The organism is Prevotella denticola, from assembly GCF_900454835.1.
GTDB classification, from domain to species: Bacteria; Bacteroidota; Bacteroidia; order Bacteroidales; family Bacteroidaceae; genus Prevotella; species Prevotella denticola.
Genome location: NZ_UGTM01000001.1, coordinates 210,268 through 227,382, shown reverse-complemented (window position 1 = coordinate 227,382; position 17,115 = coordinate 210,268). Strand labels below are relative to the sequence as shown.

15 protein-coding genes are annotated in these 17,115 nt (G+C 52.3%); 4 read left to right on the top strand and 11 right to left on the bottom strand.

Annotated features, from left to right (window positions below; all coding sequences use genetic code 11):
* Positions 1–10: 10 nt before the first annotated feature.
* Both ribD and DYH27_RS00980 read left to right on the top strand, forming a co-directional pair.
* Entirely contained in the window at positions 11–1,171 is a 1,161-nt protein-coding gene (gene ribD, locus DYH27_RS00985) for a bifunctional diaminohydroxyphosphoribosylaminopyrimidine deaminase/5-amino-6-(5-phosphoribosylamino)uracil reductase RibD (protein WP_029216570.1), read from the top strand.
* 46 nt (positions 1,172–1,217) lie between these two features.
* Complete coding sequence (locus tag DYH27_RS00980) at positions 1,218–2,216, top strand: tetratricopeptide repeat protein (protein ID WP_025067973.1); 999 nt, start codon at positions 1,218–1,220, stop codon at positions 2,214–2,216.
* A gap of 229 nt (positions 2,217–2,445) precedes the next feature.
* Here the strand turns inward: DYH27_RS00980 and DYH27_RS00975 are convergent, their stop codons facing one another.
* The 4 genes from DYH27_RS00975 to argS form a co-directional block, all read right to left on the bottom strand.
* Positions 2,446–3,735, bottom strand: a complete 1,290-nt coding sequence (locus DYH27_RS00975; protein ID WP_025067974.1) for an L-cysteine desulfidase family protein — start codon at positions 3,733–3,735, stop codon at positions 2,446–2,448.
* Between the two features lie 64 nt (positions 3,736–3,799).
* Positions 3,800–4,213, bottom strand: coding sequence for a hypothetical protein (locus tag DYH27_RS00970; protein ID WP_025067975.1), 414 nt, complete (start codon positions 4,211–4,213; stop codon positions 3,800–3,802).
* A 139-nt stretch (positions 4,214–4,352) separates the two neighbouring features.
* A complete protein-coding gene (locus tag DYH27_RS00965; RefSeq protein ID WP_029216571.1) occupies positions 4,353–4,811 on the bottom strand; it encodes an RNase H family protein in 459 nt (152 codons plus the stop codon).
* Between the two features lie 134 nt (positions 4,812–4,945).
* Complete coding sequence (gene argS / locus DYH27_RS00960) at positions 4,946–6,766, bottom strand: arginine--tRNA ligase (RefSeq protein ID WP_025067977.1); 1,821 nt, start codon at positions 6,764–6,766, stop codon at positions 4,946–4,948.
* A gap of 232 nt (positions 6,767–6,998) precedes the next feature.
* Between argS and DYH27_RS00955 the strand changes: the two genes are divergently transcribed.
* The gene (locus tag DYH27_RS00955; protein WP_013670580.1) at positions 6,999–7,475 is read left to right on the top strand and encodes a hypothetical protein; all 477 of its coding nucleotides are present in this window, start codon (positions 6,999–7,001) and stop codon (positions 7,473–7,475) included.
* A 106-nt stretch (positions 7,476–7,581) separates the two neighbouring features.
* Here DYH27_RS00955 and metG read toward each other — a convergent pair whose 3' ends face one another.
* From metG to DYH27_RS00940, 3 genes are all read right to left on the bottom strand, one after another.
* Complete coding sequence (metG, locus tag DYH27_RS00950) at positions 7,582–9,645, bottom strand: methionine--tRNA ligase (protein WP_025067978.1); 2,064 nt, start codon at positions 9,643–9,645, stop codon at positions 7,582–7,584.
* Positions 9,646–9,972: 327 nt separating this feature from the next.
* The gene (locus tag DYH27_RS00945; protein ID WP_029216572.1) at positions 9,973–10,944 is read right to left on the bottom strand and encodes a ComEA family DNA-binding protein; all 972 of its coding nucleotides are present in this window, start codon (positions 10,942–10,944) and stop codon (positions 9,973–9,975) included.
* A gap of 231 nt (positions 10,945–11,175) precedes the next feature.
* Entirely contained in the window at positions 11,176–12,537 is a 1,362-nt protein-coding gene (locus DYH27_RS00940; RefSeq protein WP_004354400.1) for a sodium-dependent transporter, read from the bottom strand.
* A gap of 96 nt (positions 12,538–12,633) precedes the next feature.
* Between DYH27_RS00940 and DYH27_RS00935 the strand changes: the two genes are divergently transcribed.
* Positions 12,634–13,002 (top strand): VanZ family protein, encoded by a 369-nt coding sequence (locus tag DYH27_RS00935; protein ID WP_013670585.1) that lies wholly within the window; start codon positions 12,634–12,636, stop codon positions 13,000–13,002.
* On the opposite strand, the gene DYH27_RS00930 is transcribed toward DYH27_RS00935, so the two are convergent.
* The 4 genes from DYH27_RS00930 to DYH27_RS00920 all read right to left on the bottom strand — a co-directional run bounded on the left by DYH27_RS00930 (position 12,962) and on the right by DYH27_RS00920 (position 16,971).
* Positions 12,962–13,459, bottom strand: a complete 498-nt coding sequence (locus DYH27_RS00930; RefSeq protein ID WP_025067980.1) for a CYTH domain-containing protein — start codon at positions 13,457–13,459, stop codon at positions 12,962–12,964. The two genes, DYH27_RS00935 and DYH27_RS00930, sit on opposite strands and share 41 nt — an antisense overlap.
* 132 nt (positions 13,460–13,591) lie before the next feature.
* Entirely contained in the window at positions 13,592–13,732 is a 141-nt protein-coding gene (locus DYH27_RS13345) for a hypothetical protein (protein ID WP_004354408.1), read from the bottom strand.
* A gap of 175 nt (positions 13,733–13,907) precedes the next feature.
* Positions 13,908–15,023 (bottom strand): peptide chain release factor 2, encoded by a 1,116-nt coding sequence (prfB, locus tag DYH27_RS00925; protein ID WP_013670587.1) that lies wholly within the window; start codon positions 15,021–15,023, stop codon positions 13,908–13,910.
* 139 nt (positions 15,024–15,162) lie between these two features.
* Positions 15,163–16,971: an AMP-dependent synthetase/ligase gene (locus tag DYH27_RS00920; RefSeq protein ID WP_029216573.1), complete on the bottom strand. Its 1,809-nt coding sequence runs from the start codon at positions 16,969–16,971 to the stop codon at positions 15,163–15,165.
* Positions 16,972–17,115 lie beyond the last annotated feature (144 nt).

Sequence of the window (17,115 nt, the reverse complement as noted above, 5' to 3'; positions counted from 1 at the left end):
TTTTAAAGATATGAAACAAGAAGAAACTGACGAAATCTATATGCACCGCTGCCTGCAATTAGCACGTAACGGACAGCAGCTGGCCAAGCCGAACCCGATGGTGGGGGCGGTCATTGTGAGCAAGGATGGCAGGATTATCGGTGAAGGCTATCATGTCCGCTGCGGCGAAGGACACGCAGAAGTGAACGCTTTTGCATCTGTGAGGAAAGAGGACGAGGCTTTGCTGCACGAAGCAACGGTGTATGTCAGCCTCGAGCCTTGTTCCCATTACGGCAAGACACCTCCCTGCGCCGACCTGATTATCAGCAAAGGCGTGCGGCGTGTAGTCTGCGGCTGCATCGACCCTTTTTCCAAGGTACAGGGGCGTGGCGTGAAGAGGCTCCGTGAGGCCGGCATTGACGTGACGGTAGGTGTATTGGAAAAGGAATGCCTGGAGCTGAACAAACGCTTCATCACTTATAACACGCATCACCGACCGTACGTGATACTGAAGTGGGCGCAGACAAAAAGAGTAACAACTAACATACTATTCAACACACCAACAAACACACTATCCAACACACCAGCCAGCCCCTCCCCCTCACCCCTCCCCCATAGGGAGGGGAGTAAACACCGAGATTCCCCTGATGATCTGAGTATTATAAATGGTAGCCAGGATGAAATAACGGCTCGTGAGAAAAAAACTTCTGCGGCTTACATTGGCAACTTGCCGGGTAAGGACTATCATCCGCTGATTATCTCTACGCCCTTCACAAAGATGCTGGTACATAAGCTGAGAGCAGAGAACGACGCAATACTCGTTGGCAAAACAACGGAAGAACTGGAACATCCACAGCTGACGGTAAGGGAATGGAGCGGTCCGAATCCTGAAAAACTGGTGCTGACAAGCCATCCGACAAGAGAGGGGGAATATGCTACGCCTGCCGAAGCACTGTCACACCTCTATGAGGAGAAGAAACAGAGTCTCGTCGTCGAAGGCGGTGCAAAGACCTTACAGAGTTTCCTTGACGCAGGACTATGGGATGAGATACGCATAGAGACTGCACCTTTCACGGTCGACAAAGGTATAGAAGCCCCCAAACTCCCTGAAAAATTACGCATTACAAAGGTTGAGAAGTACGTTAATACGATTGTAACTTACGAGCGGGAACAAGATAAAACAAGGTTATAAAAGCAATATAAAGATTAACATATCACATACACATAAGCAGCATGAAATGATGAAAAATGTGTTATACTTTATTTTACTGACCTTCTTTCTATACAGTTGTCATACTGATTATAGAAGCAAAATCAACAACGCTATCCTAAATGGTGATGATGATTTGGCAATAAGCTATTTAGACAAAGCAATAGAAGACAACCCCTCTACAGAGTACTTATATATGCGGGCTGATTGCGAGATGAAAGTCGGCAAATATGAAAATGCTCTCCGTGATTACGAAAGACTACTCCAGCCCTACTCCACAGAAAAGCAAGACATTGATTCGTATATTGATATAAGCAAGGACAGCAGCGTTAACATCAATTCCATATACGAAAAACAGTTATCCGCCTACTATCATTTAGGAAGGATGGATGCTGTAGAAAGGAAGTTTGCCCAATTATCACCTTACTTTGAATATCATGATTCGAATGGAAAGAATGACTATTGGAATGGTATGATTGCCAAAAAGAAAGGACACCTGGGCGACGCATATTGCTATCTCCGCAATGCTTCAAGAAAGGGCAACACAAATGCTTTTGCAGAATTCAAGAAAATAGCTAAGGATACGGGAAGACCATCCGAAATACCTTCAGAAGTAGATTCCACAGGAATAGAGATTCAATTTACAGATGGGACAAAATGGCACTTTGCCAAACAGGGGGAAGAAACACAGGAACCTGTGAAAGTAGAGAGGAAACGGATTGCAGTAGATTATCTGGAAAAGTATATCTTAATGAACCACTTGAACAGGAACGCACTTAAATACATCCCGGGAATGCGCAACAAGGGAAAAAAGCCAGCTACAATCTGTTTAGCTTATTTCCAAAATAAAATAATACAGATAATAAAACTGCCCAATGGTAATCAATTGCCCGAAACGCTCCTTAAAAAACATGATGTATGTTCGAATGACTATGCCTCGCCAAGCAAACCACTGGTTTTAGATGTATGGGTTGTGAAATACCAGAATGCGCAGGGAGAGAAGACGTGTGAACTATATCTCATTTAAGAACGAATATAAAACAGGTTACTAAACACCATAGAAAAGAAGACTAAACCTGCTTTTTTGAAAGGCTGAAAACACATCCAACAGACACAAATGAACGGCTATAAACAAATTATCTTCATGAAAAAAGAATTTCTTTTCATGAAGATAAAAATTTATTTTCACGACAAAAAATATTTCTTTTCATGAAAATAATTTGAAAGTAATGCAGGATTAGAGGTGCAACACCTTTTTAATTGCACTTATGCGTCATGATATTCAGCACCATATCATCGGTGTTGCACATCGCTTCCTTACCTATGCTTGTGAGGTTTCGGATAGACTTATCAACGTCTTCGTCAATGATCCCCTCGGCTGCCGTCACGTGTTTGCCCTCCATGGACAGGGTGGCGGAAAGGATAGCCGTGGAGACACCGGACGAAATCTTCAGCGAACAGCTGGGCTTGGCACCGTCACAGATCATGCCGGTAAGATTGGCTATCATATTCTTTACCGAATGGCAGACATTCACGTAATCACCTCCCATCAGATAGGTGATGCCACAGCTGGAACCGATACTTGCCACCACACAGCCGCAGAGGGCTGACAGCGCACCGAGGCTCTGCTTGATGTAGATGGCGGTAAGGTGACTTAGGACGAGCGCACGGATGAGTTCTTCCCGCGTATTCTCGTTCTCCTTGGCAAAAACGGCTACCGGATTGGTGGCACAGATACCCTGGTTGCCGGAACCGCTGTTGCTCATCACAGGAATCAGGGCACCGCCCATGCGGGCATCGCAGGCAGAAGCAGTCTTGGCTATGATGTGCGAATAGATGCTGTTCCCGAAGATACCACGGCTCAGCGGACGGTCCATGATCTTCCCCAGGCAATGCCCGTAATTTCCCTTCAATGCCTCCGCCGCAGCACGGAGATTGTAGCGTTTGGCTTCCAGGATGAAGTCTATTTCCTCCACCGGAGTAGTTGTGGCAAACTTCCATACCGTACGGAGATCCAGACAGAGCTGCGCAGTATCAGCAGCAGCCGCACTCGGCTTCAGTCTGTCGAGCAGGACTTTCCCGTCGGTTTCTTCGAAGACAATGTTCGTATGGCTTCCGCTGATGACGGCCGTCGCACGGTGTCCGCCAGCCACACAGGCGACTTCGATATACAGTTTCTCCGTGATACCTTCCTTCAGCTTGATGTCAATCCGGTCCTCACCGATGAACCGCTTTCCGGCTTCCAGACTTTCCGGCGTAAGATCCTTGATGACCTCCAGCCGGTAGTCCGACTTCCCGATCAGGACACCCAGGGCAATGGCGATAGGCAGCCCGATCATCCCTGTGCCCGGGATGCCCACTCCCATGGCGTTCTTCAGGATATTGGCGGAAAGCAGTACGCTGACTTTTTCCGGTTTCTCTCCCAGCAACTCTGTGGCACGTGCGGCACACAACGCCACCGCCATCGGCTCCGTACAGCCCACGGCAGGGACTACCTGCCGGTGGATCAACTCGATAATCTGTTCTCTGATATTCGGCTCAAGCATAATGATTGTTATGGGTTTAGTCTGACGCTGTTATGATCACAAGGGTTATTCAGTTCCTCCGGCATCAGTGTGCCAAAGGCAGGATTTCGCCTAATTCCCGGCGCATGGCATCCATCTTCTGCCGTCGTTCGATAGAGAAAGTAGAGCCGTGCGCCTCCACGTAGTCGAACAGACAGTATGCTTTCTCCTGCAACATCTGCCGCAAGGGCTGCCCTTTGTAGCTCGCTTCGGCATACAGCAGTTCCGCAAGCATGCCGATCCGGTCTGTCCGCTCGTCCTCCTTCCACTGCTCTCCGGCATATTTCAGCAGGTCGCCGACAGAGAGGTTGCGCAGGTCGTCATACGCTCCAACGTATTGTCTGTAAAGGTCTTTCAACTCCTTATCCCGCTTCAGGTCGTCTTCCTTCTTCACGAGAAAACGCGACACGGCAGCGTTGAATTCCTCTATCAGGCGAATAAAATAATCTCGTTGTAACATAGTAGGTTTCCGTTTATGGTACAAAAGTAAAGAAAAAAATGGTATAAATCCACTTTTCATGGAGTTTTTACACAAAAAGTCAATGGGAACGTTTCCCGGCTTGGGCTGTGAAACAGATAATACCCGCTCCTAAAGAATCTTACTTCTTCCGGCCAAAGTCGGCCGGAATCTCGCCCCACTGCCTTGTCTCCCATTTGATGACAGGTGTCGTGACCTTATGGGTCTTGAGCCAATGCTCGGCACGGGCGATGACCTGATAGAGCTGTTCGGTCTCCGCATTGCGGACAAGTGTCGTCTTGCAATGCTTCTTGTTCACCCACAGGATGGCATTGTAGGAATCGCTGTAGATGACCTTGTCTGTTATTCCCTGCCGCTCCATCAAGGCCAAGGCGTGTACGATGGCAAGGAACTCTCCGATGTTGTTCGTCCCCAGCACGGGGCCGAAATGAAACACCTGCAGCCCGGTCTGCAAGTCGATACACCGGTATTCCATCGGTCCGGGGTTTCCGGAACAGGCGGCATCGACAGCCCAGGCAGCCCGTCCCTCCGAGACTGGGGAAGGCTGCGTACCTGTCCGTTGCTTGTAATCTGTTCGCATGTTATCTTGTCATGTATTCCTGGTCTGGCCGTCCGGCCATCACAGCTTCCGTCGCTCATATCGCTTTCCCGGCTTTTCCTGACGGCATCCCCATCAGGCCTCCTCCCCCTTCGGGGAGAGGGGCGGGACTTCCCTTACATTCTCTCCGGCACCTCAATGCCCAGCAGTGCCATACCGTTCCTGATGACTTTTGCCACATTCTTCGCCAAGACAAGCCGGGTGATCTTCTCGGCCTCGGTGTCAGCACTGAGGATGCTGTAGTCATGATAGAACTGGTTGAACTCTTTGGTCAGTTCGTAACAGTAGTTGGCGATGCCGCTGGGACTGTAGTCGATGCCTGCCTGTGCGACGGCAGTACCGAAGTCGTTGAGCTTCTGGATGAGTTCTATTTCCTTCTCGTTTAGCGGGGCATCATCGGCCAGCGATGCCGGCAGGAGGATGCCCTGCGCCGCTGCCTTGCGGAGAATGCTGCGGATGCGGGCGTAAGTGTACTGGATGAACGGACCCGTGTTGCCGTTGAAGTCGATAGATTCTTCGGGATTGAAGAGCATGTTCTTGCGTGCGTCCACCTTGAGGATAAAGTACTTCAAAGCCCCCATTCCCACGATGCGTGCTATCTCGTTCTTCTCTTCCTCGGTGATGCCCTCGAGCTTGTTCACCTTGTCTTCGCTGAGTTTCTTGGCATTCTCTATCATGGAGGCGACCAGATCGTCGGCATCGACAACCGTACCCTCACGGCTCTTCATCTTGCCGTTCGGCAGTTCGACCATGCCGTAGGAGAAGTGTACAAGATCCTTGCCCCACTTGAAGCCCAGACGGTCCAAGAGGATGGAAAGCACCTGGAAGTGGTAGTTCTGCTCGTTCCCGACGACGTAGATCATCTTGTCTATGGGGAAGTCGTTGAAGCGCATCTCGGCCGTGCCGATGTCCTGCGTCATGTAGACCGACGTACCGTCCTTTCGCAGAAGGAGCTTCTGGTCCAGCCCCTCTTTGGTGAGGTCGGCCCATACGGAGTTGTCGGCCTTGCGGAAGAACAGTCCCTTCTTCAGGCCTTCTTCCACCTTCTTCTTGCCGACAAGGTAGGTATTCGATTCATAGTAGATCTTGTCGAAGCTCACGCCCAATGCCTTGTAGGTCTCGTCGAAACCGGCATACACCCAGTTGTTCATCTTCTCCCACAGCGCACGTACCTCCGGGTCGCCCTGCTCCCACTTGACGAGCATCTCGTGTGCTTCCTTGATCAGCGGTGCTTCCTGTTCGGCTTTTTCCTTGGCGGCATCAGGTGTCATGCCCTCCTTTTCATATTGTTCCTGCAACTGTCTGCACTCTTCTTTGAAGTGCTTGTCGAAGAGGACATAGAAATCACCGATCAGGTGGTCGCCCTTCTTGCCGGCCTTCTCGGGCGTGATGCCGTTGCCCCACTTCAGCCAGGCCAGCATCGACTTGCAGATATGGATGCCGCGGTCATTGACAATGTTTGTCTTCACCACCTTGTTGCCGTTGGCTTCCATGATCTGTGCCAGCGACCATCCGAGCAGGTTGTTGCGCACGTGGCCGAGGTGAAGGGGCTTGTTGGTGTTCGGTGAAGAGTATTCGATCATTACCAGCGGACTGTCTGCCGTCACCCTTTTCTCGCCGAACTTCTCATCGGCATTGATGTCGTTCAGCAGTCCTGTCCATGCCGCCTGTGCAATGACAAGGTTGAGGAATCCCTTGACGACGTTGAAGTCGGCAACCGCCTTGCAGTTCTTCTTCAGGTATTCGCCCAGTTCCTGCGCCGTCTCCTCGGGCTTCTTGTGCGAGGTCTTCAGCAGCGGGAAGGTGACGAGGGTGAGGTTGCCCTTGAAATCGCTGCGTGTCTTCTGCAGCTGGATCATCTTCTCTGGAACCTCGGTTCCGTATAACTCCTTGACAGCTGCAAGTGCAGCACCGGTAATTTGCTCTTCTATCTTCATCTTTCGTTTGTCTTTTATTCTGATTGCAAAGTTACGGAAAATCAGCCGAATAACGGAGAAGCAGGATTGTTAATTCACCATTCATAGCCAAAAATCCATATACCCATCTCCTCCCGTTCTACGCATTCAACCCGCCAGAATACATATTTTTTAAAAAAAATCTACAGAAATATTCTTATTCTCCATATAATACCTTACCTTTGCAAACGATTAACTTCTAAATTAAAACAACATGACAAAGAAATTCCAGCAATGGGCGTATGCCCTTGCAGCGGGCGTGATTGCCCTGACAATGTGTTTCAGTATCAGTGCGTGCAGCAGTGACAATGACGACAACAACGGAGGTGACGGAATCAGTCCTGTCCTTTTCAGCGACTTCAATGGGACGATTGGCGTCAACTATCCATTGGGATTTACCGGCCAATTCGTAGGTTTCTCCATCCCGAAGAGCATGGCGGGAAAAGAAGTCGACCTGACGAAGCCGGGCGAATGGACTGCCGGCGGCTCCGTTGTGAAAGGACTGTACAACTATGATGACCATTTCTTCCAGAAAGGCAGCTATGTCTATCTTCGCCAGACCGGCGAGCACGAGATAGAGCTCCGCTTCAAGTTCATCTGGAAAGACGGGACAAAGGAAGGCAGCTACAAAGGCAGGATGACCACACAAAAGGATGCCCTCGACTGGGCGCACAAGCAAGGTCTGTATTAACAGGTAAGACTTCCGACGGACAGGGAAGTCCCTGTATCAATTGAAACAGGCGGACAGACGAAAGGGTCTGTCCGCCTGTTTTGCGGTTTCATACAGGGCATACGCATCATCCCACCTGGCTGCCGGGCTTCACCTCGCCCAGCGTCGTCGTAACGGTGAGCGACCCGTCGGAGTTGACGGCCGAGAGAATCATTCCCTGGCTCTCGATGCCCATCATCCTGCGGGGGGCGAAGTTGGCAACGAAGAGAACGTCCTTGCCTGTGAGCTGCTCCGGCTCGTAGTAAGCGGCGATACCGCTGAGAATGGTACGCTCCGTACCAGAACCGTCGTCGAGGGTGAACTTCAGCAGCTTCTTGCTCTTCTTCACCTTCTCGCACCGGAGGATGTGGCCTACACGGATGTCCAGCTTCTCGAAGTCGTCGAAAGGAATCTCCCTCTTCACCGGATCGGCCTTGTAGGCAGCCTCCTCGTTGGCCTTGCGTGTCTCTTCCAGCTTGCGGAGCTGAGCCTCGATGGCCTCGTCTTCAATCTTATCGAAAAGGAGTTCCGGTTCGGCCAGCTGCTTGCCGGCAGGAAGCAGGTCGGTAGACCCAAGCTCGCTCCAGTCGTATTCCGTCATGTTGATCATGCTGCGGAGCTTCTTGCTGCTGAACGGAAGGAAGGGTTCGAAGGCGATGCTGAGGTTGGCGACGAGCTGGAGCGAGAGGTTGAGGATGGTCTCCACGCGCTTCGGATCGGTCTTCCATACCTTCCACGGCTCACACTCGGTGATGTACTTGTTGCCGATGCGGGCAAGATTCATCGCCTCCTTCTGCGCCTCGCGGAACTTGAACGCCTCGAGATAAGCCTCCACCTTTTCCTTGACATCTTTGAACTCCTGAATAGCCTGGCGGTCGACATCGTGCAGCTCTCCGCAGGCAGGAACGACACCGTCCCAGTACTTCTTCGTCAGCTGCAGCGCACGGTTCACGAAGTTGCCGTAGACAGCCACCAGCTCAGAGTTGTTGCGTTCCTGAAAGTCCTTCCAGGTGAAGTTGTTGTCCTTGGTCTCCGGAGCGTTGGCTGTCAGCACATAGCGCAGCACATCCTGCTTTCCTTCAAAGTCGCGGAGGTACTCATGGAGCCACACGGCCCAGTTCTTGCTCGTGGAAATCTTGTTGTCCTCGAGGTTCAGGAACTCGTTTGCCGGCACATTGTCGGGCAGGATGTAACCGCCGTGCGCCTTCAGCATCGTCGGGAAGATGAGACAGTGGAAGACGATGTTGTCCTTTCCGATGAAGTGGACGAGACGCGTCTCCGGATCCTGCCACCACTTCTGCCAGCTGCCGAAACGTTCGGGATCGCTGTCGCACAGTTCCTTGGTGTTCGAGATATAGCCGATCGGCGCATCGAACCATACGTAGAGTACCTTTCCTTCAGCCCCTTCAACCGGGACAGGGATGCCCCAGTCGAGGTCGCGGGTCATGGCACGGGGCTGCAGGTCCATATCGAGCCAGCTCTTGCACTGTCCGTAGACATTCGGACGCCACTCCTTGTGGTCCTCGAGAATCCACTGCTTCAGCCACTCCTGATAGTTGTTCAGCGGCAGATACCAGTTCTTCGTCTTCCTGATGACGGGCTGCGAACCGGAGATGGTAGAGTGCGGGTTCTTCAGTTCCATCGGGCTGAGGTCGCTTCCGCACTTCTCACACTGATCGCCGTAGGCGTTGGGATTGCCGCAGTGAGGACATTCGCCCATGATGTAACGGTCGGCAAGGAACTGACGGGCTTCCTCGTCGTAATACTGTTCGCTCTCCTTTTCGACGAGCTTGCCGTCATCGTAGAGCTTGCGGAAGAAGTCGGAAGCGAACTTGTTGTGGGTGGGACTTGTCGTGCGGCTGTACACGTCGAACGAGATGCCGAACTCCTCGAACGAATCCTTGATCAGCTTATGATAGCGGTCGCACACGTCCTGCGGCGTGACACCTTCCTTCTTGGCACGGATCGTGATGGGCACACCGTGCTCGTCGCTGCCGCCGATGAAGACAACCTCCCGCTTCTTCAGCCGGAGGTAACGTACATAGATGTCTGCCGGGACATACACGCCGGCAAGATGTCCTATATGTACACCGCCGTTGGCGTAAGGCAGAGCCGCCGTCACTGTGGTGCGCTTGAATTTCTTTTCTTCCATAAAATGTCTGCTTGTTGTTTCTTTGCTGCAAAGTTACTGTAAATAAGGTAAACGGCAAAGGAATTATAGATAAAAGCCTGCTGCGGCATAAGGCTTCAGCCTGCTTTTATTGCTCTTCCGGTTCATTCCCCGCTACAAAGACATCCAAGACCCGATGCACAGGGAACAGCATTCCCAGCGTTTGGGAACTGCATTCCCGGTGTCTGGGAATGCTGTTCCCGACCGATTGGGAATGAAGTTCTCATGCCCGGTCTGACAACAGGATGCTGGCTCCGCAGCCAGAAGACGCAGACCAGAGGAATCCGTCTGACCGCCTGACACTGCAGTTCAGAATGCCACATACGGGCGCAGGCGTTCGAGAGCCTCGGGCGTGAAGTCCTTTGACAGGCGGAGCTGTGAGAGATCGGTCAGCTTTCCCTTCAGCCTTCTGTAGTCGCAGATGGCCCGGGCCTGATAGAAATTCAGGTAAGGATGGCGGCGGAGCTGGCCGAGGGTGGCCGTATTGAGATTCATCCTGTCCGTATGCGGACTGCTGACAGAGAAGTAAGGCAGCGACTCTTCCGGAAAGCCTTCTATCTCCAGCAGCTGTCCGACAGCCACGTATCCGCCCAGCCGCCTGCCGTAGCTGATGATGGCACGTGCCCACCCTGACCCTATTCCGGGGACCTTTTTCAGCTGGGTGGTGTCGGCGACAGCGAGATTGACGTGCTCGCCCACCTTCAGTTTCCGCGGATAGCGGAGCGTGTCACGGTCGTATGCCCTGTAGGGCTGGTACGTGTTCTTTTCCTTATACGCTTCGTAAGCCGTATGGGCAGCCCGCCTGTCGGCTTCTTTCCGGGCAATGTAAGCCTGTACGGAAGACAGGGTGGAGGCCGGCTCGTAATCGTCGCCGATTGTGATATAAGGTTCTAATTCCCTGTATTGTCTGCGAGTAAGGCCATAGAGACGTGCGAAGTCCATCGGCGAACGGTAGATGCCTCCTTTGGAACGGTACTTCAGGATATTACGTACCTGGAAGGGAGCAAGTCCCAGCTGCAGCAACTGGTCAGCGGTGGCGGTATTGGGATCAAAAGGGAAAAGATGTTTCCTTTCTTCCGTCACGAAATCCGGCATCCGTATCCGTCTGGAAAAGGAGGAGGAAGTCTTGCCGCCTACGCTGTCAGTTTTCACCTCTGCTGTTTCCGACGTCAGGCTACCTGAAAAGATGACCAGACCGAGACAGCCTGTGATGAACAGCAGCAGCAGGAAAACAACTTTCCGGTCGGAGCGATGAAGATAGAAGAGAGACTTAAGGTCCATAGGATATAGGTTTTAGATGATGAGGAAAAGTCTTCCCCAGCCCCTCCAAAAGAGGAAATATGATGAAAAGGGGATGAACGAAGGCCGGCGACGAAAAGCAGAGACAGAAATGGCGGACAGGAACAGACCATACTGGATAGTATCTGGCGACATCAGATGGGAGTCATCACGCCCGCCCCGGAGGAAGGGAGGAGGGAGTGCGAACTGGCACATCCGGCATCCATTCCTGCTTCAGAACACTCCTAACTGGTGCAGGAAGATGGCAAGGATAGCCAGCGGACAGATGAAGCGCACCAGGAAATAGTAAGCACCGAAGAAGATGCTGCGGGAGGTGCCCCAGTTCGTGAACTCATCCCTGACCAGCCGCTTCGGGACATACCAGCCGATAAACAGACAGGTGAGGAGACCGCCGACAGGAAGGAATATCTGTCCGGTCACGAAGTCGAAGACATCGAAGAGATCGGTACCCGCCACCTGAAGGAAGCTCCAGTCGCCCAGTGACAAGGAACATACGGCTCCGATAAGGAAACAGCCGCCCGTCACGATCATTGCCGCACGAGGACGGCTGATATGCAGTTCCTCCTGAAAAAAGGCCGTGCTCACTTCGTGCAGGGAGATGAGGGAGGTAAGGGCGGCCATGGATAGAAGGAGATAGAACGACAGGGAGATGACATATCCCACAACTGGCATGGAGGCGAACGCCTGTTCAAAGACGTTCGGCAACGTGATGAAGATGAGCGACGGGCCGCTGTCAGGACTCACGCCCACAGAGAAAGCCGCCGGGAAGATCATCAGGCCGGCAAGGATGGCGACGACCGTATCGATGACGCCGATCTGTACGGCGGAATTCAGCAGTTTCGTATGCCGGCTGTAATAAGAGGCATAGGTACAGATACAGCCCATCGCAATGCTCATGGAATAGAACGACTGTCCCAGGGCACCCAGGAAGACATCACCCGTTACCTTGCTGAAATCGGGCTTCAGCAGGAACTCGACACCCTTTCCTGCTCCCGGAAGAAGACATGAGGCGACGACAATGGCAAGAAGCAGCAGGAAAAGGGCGGGCATCATGATTTTCGAAGCACGCTCTATACCGTTCCTTACACCATGGATAATCACGTAGTGGGTGATGAGGAGTATGACAGCCGTCCACAGAACCGGTTTCCACGGATTGGTGGAAAAGTCGGAGAAATAAGACTGGAAATACGCAGGAGATCCATGCAGATGGCCCACGACAGAAGCCAGGCCGTACTGAAGACACCAGCCGGAGACAACCGCATAGTAACCGGTGATGAGGAAGCCCGTAAGGACTCCAAGGTAACCCACCCACTTCCAGGCTGTTCCATTGGACAGCTTCGTGTAGGCACGTGCGGTGTTCGAGGCTGCGTGGCGGCCGATGATGAACTCGCTGACCATGCACGGCAGGCCCAGAAGCAGGATACAACCGATATAAATCAGGATGAAGGCCGCACCGCCGTTCTGCCCTGCCATATAGGGGAAACGCCACACGTTGCCCAGACCGACAGCACCGCCTGCCGTGGCAAGAATCATTCCCAGTTTACTTCCGAACTTTGCTCTTTTTTGTTGGACCATGTAAATTTACTTTGAACAGATACGCAAAATTACGAAAAAATATCTACTTTTGTATCAAATCAAAAGTGAAATATGAATTTATACAGACATATCCTAATGGGATACCCCCTCAGCAGTGTCATTATCATCGGTATCTGGGTATTGTGTTTCATGGATATCCCGGAGACCCCACTGAGTGAAGTCCGGTTTATAGACAAGTGGACACACAGTGCCATGTACCTCATATTGGGACTGAGCATCAGCCTTGAATACCTGCGCACGAAAAGGCGTGGCAGCTACAGAACCCTCGTGCTATGGGCAGGACTCATGCCCGCTGTCATGGGCGGACTCATCGAGATTCTCCAGGCCAACTGCACGGGCGGAAGGCGGAGCGGTGAGTGGCTCGACTTCCTGGCAGATGCGGCAGGAACGGTGACGGCCTTGGCTATCGGTATTCTTCTGGTACACTGCCGCGCCAGATCCTGAACGGATTCCGACGCAGATGTGAGTTGTAGAAATGCCGGTTACCGGTCACTTCCATGCCGATAAAACCGGGCTTTTCAAAGGCTTCATCCTCACTCCCAAGTTCTACTTCCGCCATCACCAGACCTTCGTTGTCGCCATGGAATTCATCCACCTCGAAGGTATGTCCGCCGAAAGGAACAAGATACCTGTGCTTGTCTATCACCCCCGGCTCGCACAGCAGCATGAGCTGCCGCGCCTCCTCAAGCGTTATTTCCTTCTCGAATTCATAGCGGGACAGACCGCCGTCATGTGACGGTCCCTTGATGGTCAGATACCCCCTGTCATCCCGGATACGGATACGGACGGTATTGACAGCGGCAAAATACCCCTGCTGTATATGGCTGCAGCTGCTTGCCAGCCGTTTCCAGTCCATCTTCTTGTGTACCAGGAATTTCCTTTCTATCTCTAATCCGCTCATCTGCTTTTCTCATCAACAGGCCAGAACACGGTCCTTCAGCATCGAAGGACTCTGACTGCCCCTCACATCGGGGGGAGTCCTGACACTTTGCAACCGTTCACCCGACCGCTTCCCTACCTCGTTCTGACGCTGTCAGATATTCGCTGTTGCGACGATTACATAGGCAATGGCCAGCAGAATCAGCACCGCACCTATCCAGAAGATAATGCGTTTGGCCTGCTTTTCCTGTTTCTGTTCACGTACTTTGCGGTTCAGTTTGCTTCTTTCACTCATAGTTATATTCTTTTAAAAGGTTGATTCTCTGGAAAGGAGTGATGTGGAGGATAGGCAAGGATAAACGATGATGGGACGGTGATAAGCCTTACCCTGACCGGCTTCCGCAGGCCCTCGGCCTTCGAAGGATCCGGGGGAAGGTCTCGTTCCTTCCTTCTGCAGGGAAAGCGTGAGACTATTCCTCTGACGGAAACTCCATCAGGTAAGCCTTGATGAAAGCGTCAATCTTGCCGTCCATCACACCATCCACATCCGATGTCTGGTAATTCGTGCGGTGATCTTTCACCCGCCGGTCGTCGAAGACGTAGCTGCGAATCTGGCTGCCCCACTCAATCTTCTTCTTTCCGGCCTCAATCTTCGCCTGCTCCTCCATGCGCTTCTTCATCGCACGGTCGTAGAGCTGCGACTTCAACAGCTGCATGGCCTTGGCACGGTTCTTGGGCTGGTCGCGGGTTTCCGTATTCTCGATGAGAATCTCTTCCTGCTCTCCCGTGTCCGGATCTTCATACTGGTAACGCAGGCGGACACCAGACTCCACCTTGTTGACGTTCTGTCCGCCGGCACCGCTCGATCGGAAAGTGTCCCAGCTGACACGTGCCGGATCGACATATACCTCGATGGTATCGTCTACCAGCGGCGTGACAAAAACACTGGCGAAACTCGTCATGCGCTTGCCCTGTGCATTGAACGGACTGACGCGAACCAGACGGTGTACGCCGTTCTCACTCTTCAGATAGCCATAGGCATACTCGCCGCCCTCGAACTTCATCGTCACGCTCTTGATGCCGGCTTCGTCGCCTTCCTGGATGTCAGAGACCGTGACCTTATAGCCGTGTGCCTCGCCCCAGCGCATATACATCCGCATGAGCATGGACGCCCAGTCCTGGCTCTCCGTGCCGCCGGCACCGGAGTTGATCTTCATCACACACTCCATCGGGTCTTCCTCCTGGCGCAGCATATTCTTGAGTTCCAGGTCTTCAATCACCTTGAGTGCCTTGGCGTAAGCCGCATCAACTTCCTCCTCCGTAACGAGTTCGTCCTTGTAGAAATCGAAAGCCAGCTGCGTCTCTTCCGTCAGCGACCGGGCTTCATCATAGCCTTTGATCCACTTTTCAATGTCCTTGACCTTCTTCATCTGCTCCTGCGCACGCTTCGGGTCATCCCAGAAATCGGGAGCCTGCGTGCGGAGCTGCTCTTCTTCAAATTCAATCCGCTTCCTGTCAATGTCGAGATAGCGGTGCAGTGCGTCTGTACGCACCTGGATATCTTTTAGCTGGTCTGCTGTTATCATTTTTCTTCTTTTTATCGTTGGCTGAATCAAGGGGGAAATCAGGACTTGACGACATTAGCAGGGCTGGCAACACCGGCAATATCAGTAATGATAGCCAAGAGGATGATCAACCCGCCAATCTGTCCATCCATCACTCTGCCTACTCCTCATACATCTTGTCAATCACATCCTGATAATGGCGGTTGACAACCGAACGCTTCAGCTTCAGCGTATTCGTCAGTTCACCGCTCTCCATCGAGAAATGATGTGGAAGAAGCGTGAAACGCTTGATCTGCTCGTAAGGTGCGAGACGCTGCTGCAAGGTTTCGATACGCTCACGCATCATCGCATTGACCTGCCTGTTCCGGCACAGCTCTTCACGGTCGTTGAACTCGATGTGGTTCTCCTTTGCCCATTCCTCCAGCACATCGTATTCGGGAACAATCAGTGCAGAAACGAACTTCCGCTGGTCGGCGATGACGGAAATCTGCTCGATGAACTTATCCACCAGCAGCATGCCTTCCACCATCTGCGGCGCGACGTATTTGCCGTTGGAAGTCTTGAAGAGGTCCTTGATGCGCTCCTTAAGGAACAGTTCACCGTCCTTGAGATAGCCCGAGTCGCCAGTGTGGAAGAATCCGTCCTTGTCGAAGACCTCCGCATTCGTCGTATCACGGCGGAAATAGCCCGGCATGATGGTAGGCCCCTTCAGCATCACTTCGCCCTCGTCACTGATCTTTATTTCTATGCCTTCAATCGGACGGCCTACAGACCCGATGGTATAAGGCTCGCCCAGATGGTCGCAGCTGACCGTGGCCAGACTTTCCGTCAGACCGTAGCCGACGATCATGTTCAGTCCGATGCTGTGTACGAATTCCTCGACCTCAGGTGAAACGTAGGCACCTGCCGTCGGGAAGATATTCGGATGTTCCAGCCCCAGCTGCTTTCGGACGAGGCTCAAAATCGTCCTGTTGACGACCCTGTACTCCATCTCCAGTGCCAGCGGGACACGTTTTCCACGCGACAGGTACTGCACATTGCGTTTTCTTCCGACGCTCAGGGCGTGATAGAAGAGCTTGCGCTGTACGGCACCGGAATTGTCCATGCGTTCCTTGACAGCCACGTAGACCTTCTCCCAGAAACGGGGTACGGCCGACATACACGTCGGATGCGTCTCCCGCATGCTCTGCTGAATCTCCTTCGGATAAGTGTTCACGATCATCTGTGCCCCTTCGGAAAGTACCAGATAAGCCCATCCACGCTCAAAGACATGAGCGAAAGGCAGGAAATTGATGATACGGTCTTTTTCATCCACCGGCACACACCTGTCGTTTGCTTCCAGTGCCGCACGGTACATCCTGTAGGTCAGCACGACGCCCTTGCTCTCCCCCGTCGTACCGCTCGTGTAAAGAATATTGCAGATATCATCTTCTTCCGCCGCCGCCCAGCGTTCCTCGACTTCCGGTTCCCGCGGCAGTCCCTCGCCCAACTTCAGGAAATCTTCAAAGTAAATGCTGTTGGGGTCATGCGAACTGATACGCACGCTCGGGTCGAAGACGATGATGCGTTCCAGCGTAGGACAGAGTGCGGCGACACGGTGCGCCTTGTCGTACTGCTCCTGCTCGCCTGCAAAAAGGAATCTTACGCTTGCATTCTGAATCATGTATTGTATCTGCTGCTCTGAGCTGGTGGCATAAAAAGGAATACTGATTACGCGGACACCGTATGCGCCGAAGTCAGTATAAAGATACTGGATGCAGTTCTGCGCAAACACCGCAATCGTCTCCTGCGGTTTCAAGCCGAGGTTCAGCAGTGCGTTGGAAACCTCCTTCACACGCATGGAGAACTGATTCCACGAAACAGTCTTCCACTTCAGGCTGCCGAAGCTGCGGAAGGCCAGTACCGGTCTTGCACCGTATTTCTTGGCTTGTTCATGAATAAGAACAGAGAGATGACAATTCGTCTGCATTGTTTTCTGGTTTTACATGCTGCAAAAAACATGGAAGGAGCAAGGGAAACCTGCCCCACGTTTTCCAAGCGCAGCTTATTTTTTGCAAATATAAACATTTATCTGCAAAGCAGGAAATAATTTAAGTACTAAATTGCAATTTCC

Excerpts from the sequence above, each read along its gene's own strand:
- ribD (WP_029216570.1), top strand. The coding sequence starts at position 11 with ATGAAACAAGAAGAAACTGACGAAATCTATATGCACCGCTGCCTGCAA.
- DYH27_RS00980 (WP_025067973.1), top strand. The coding sequence starts at position 1,218 with ATGATGAAAAATGTGTTATACTTTATTTTACTGACCTTCTTTCTATAC.
- DYH27_RS00975 (WP_025067974.1), bottom strand. The coding sequence starts at position 3,735 with ATGCTTGAGCCGAATATCAGAGAACAGATTATCGAGTTGATCCACCGG.
- DYH27_RS00970 (WP_025067975.1), bottom strand. The coding sequence starts at position 4,213 with ATGTTACAACGAGATTATTTTATTCGCCTGATAGAGGAATTCAACGCT.
- DYH27_RS00965 (WP_029216571.1), bottom strand. The coding sequence starts at position 4,811 with ATGCGAACAGATTACAAGCAACGGACAGGTACGCAGCCTTCCCCAGTC.
- argS (WP_025067977.1), bottom strand. The coding sequence starts at position 6,766 with ATGAAGATAGAAGAGCAAATTACCGGTGCTGCACTTGCAGCTGTCAAG.
- DYH27_RS00955 (WP_013670580.1), top strand. The coding sequence starts at position 6,999 with ATGACAAAGAAATTCCAGCAATGGGCGTATGCCCTTGCAGCGGGCGTG.
- metG (WP_025067978.1), bottom strand. The coding sequence starts at position 9,645 with ATGGAAGAAAAGAAATTCAAGCGCACCACAGTGACGGCGGCTCTGCCT.
- DYH27_RS00945 (WP_029216572.1), bottom strand. The coding sequence starts at position 10,944 with ATGGACCTTAAGTCTCTCTTCTATCTTCATCGCTCCGACCGGAAAGTT.
- DYH27_RS00940 (WP_004354400.1), bottom strand. The coding sequence starts at position 12,537 with ATGGTCCAACAAAAAAGAGCAAAGTTCGGAAGTAAACTGGGAATGATT.
- DYH27_RS00935 (WP_013670585.1), top strand. The coding sequence starts at position 12,634 with ATGGGATACCCCCTCAGCAGTGTCATTATCATCGGTATCTGGGTATTG.
- DYH27_RS00930 (WP_025067980.1), bottom strand. The coding sequence starts at position 13,459 with ATGAGCGGATTAGAGATAGAAAGGAAATTCCTGGTACACAAGAAGATG.
- DYH27_RS13345 (WP_004354408.1), bottom strand. The coding sequence starts at position 13,732 with ATGAGTGAAAGAAGCAAACTGAACCGCAAAGTACGTGAACAGAAACAG.
- prfB (WP_013670587.1), bottom strand. The coding sequence starts at position 15,023 with ATGATAACAGCAGACCAGCTAAAAGATATCCAGGTGCGTACAGACGCA.
- DYH27_RS00920 (WP_029216573.1), bottom strand. The coding sequence starts at position 16,971 with ATGCAGACGAATTGTCATCTCTCTGTTCTTATTCATGAACAAGCCAAG.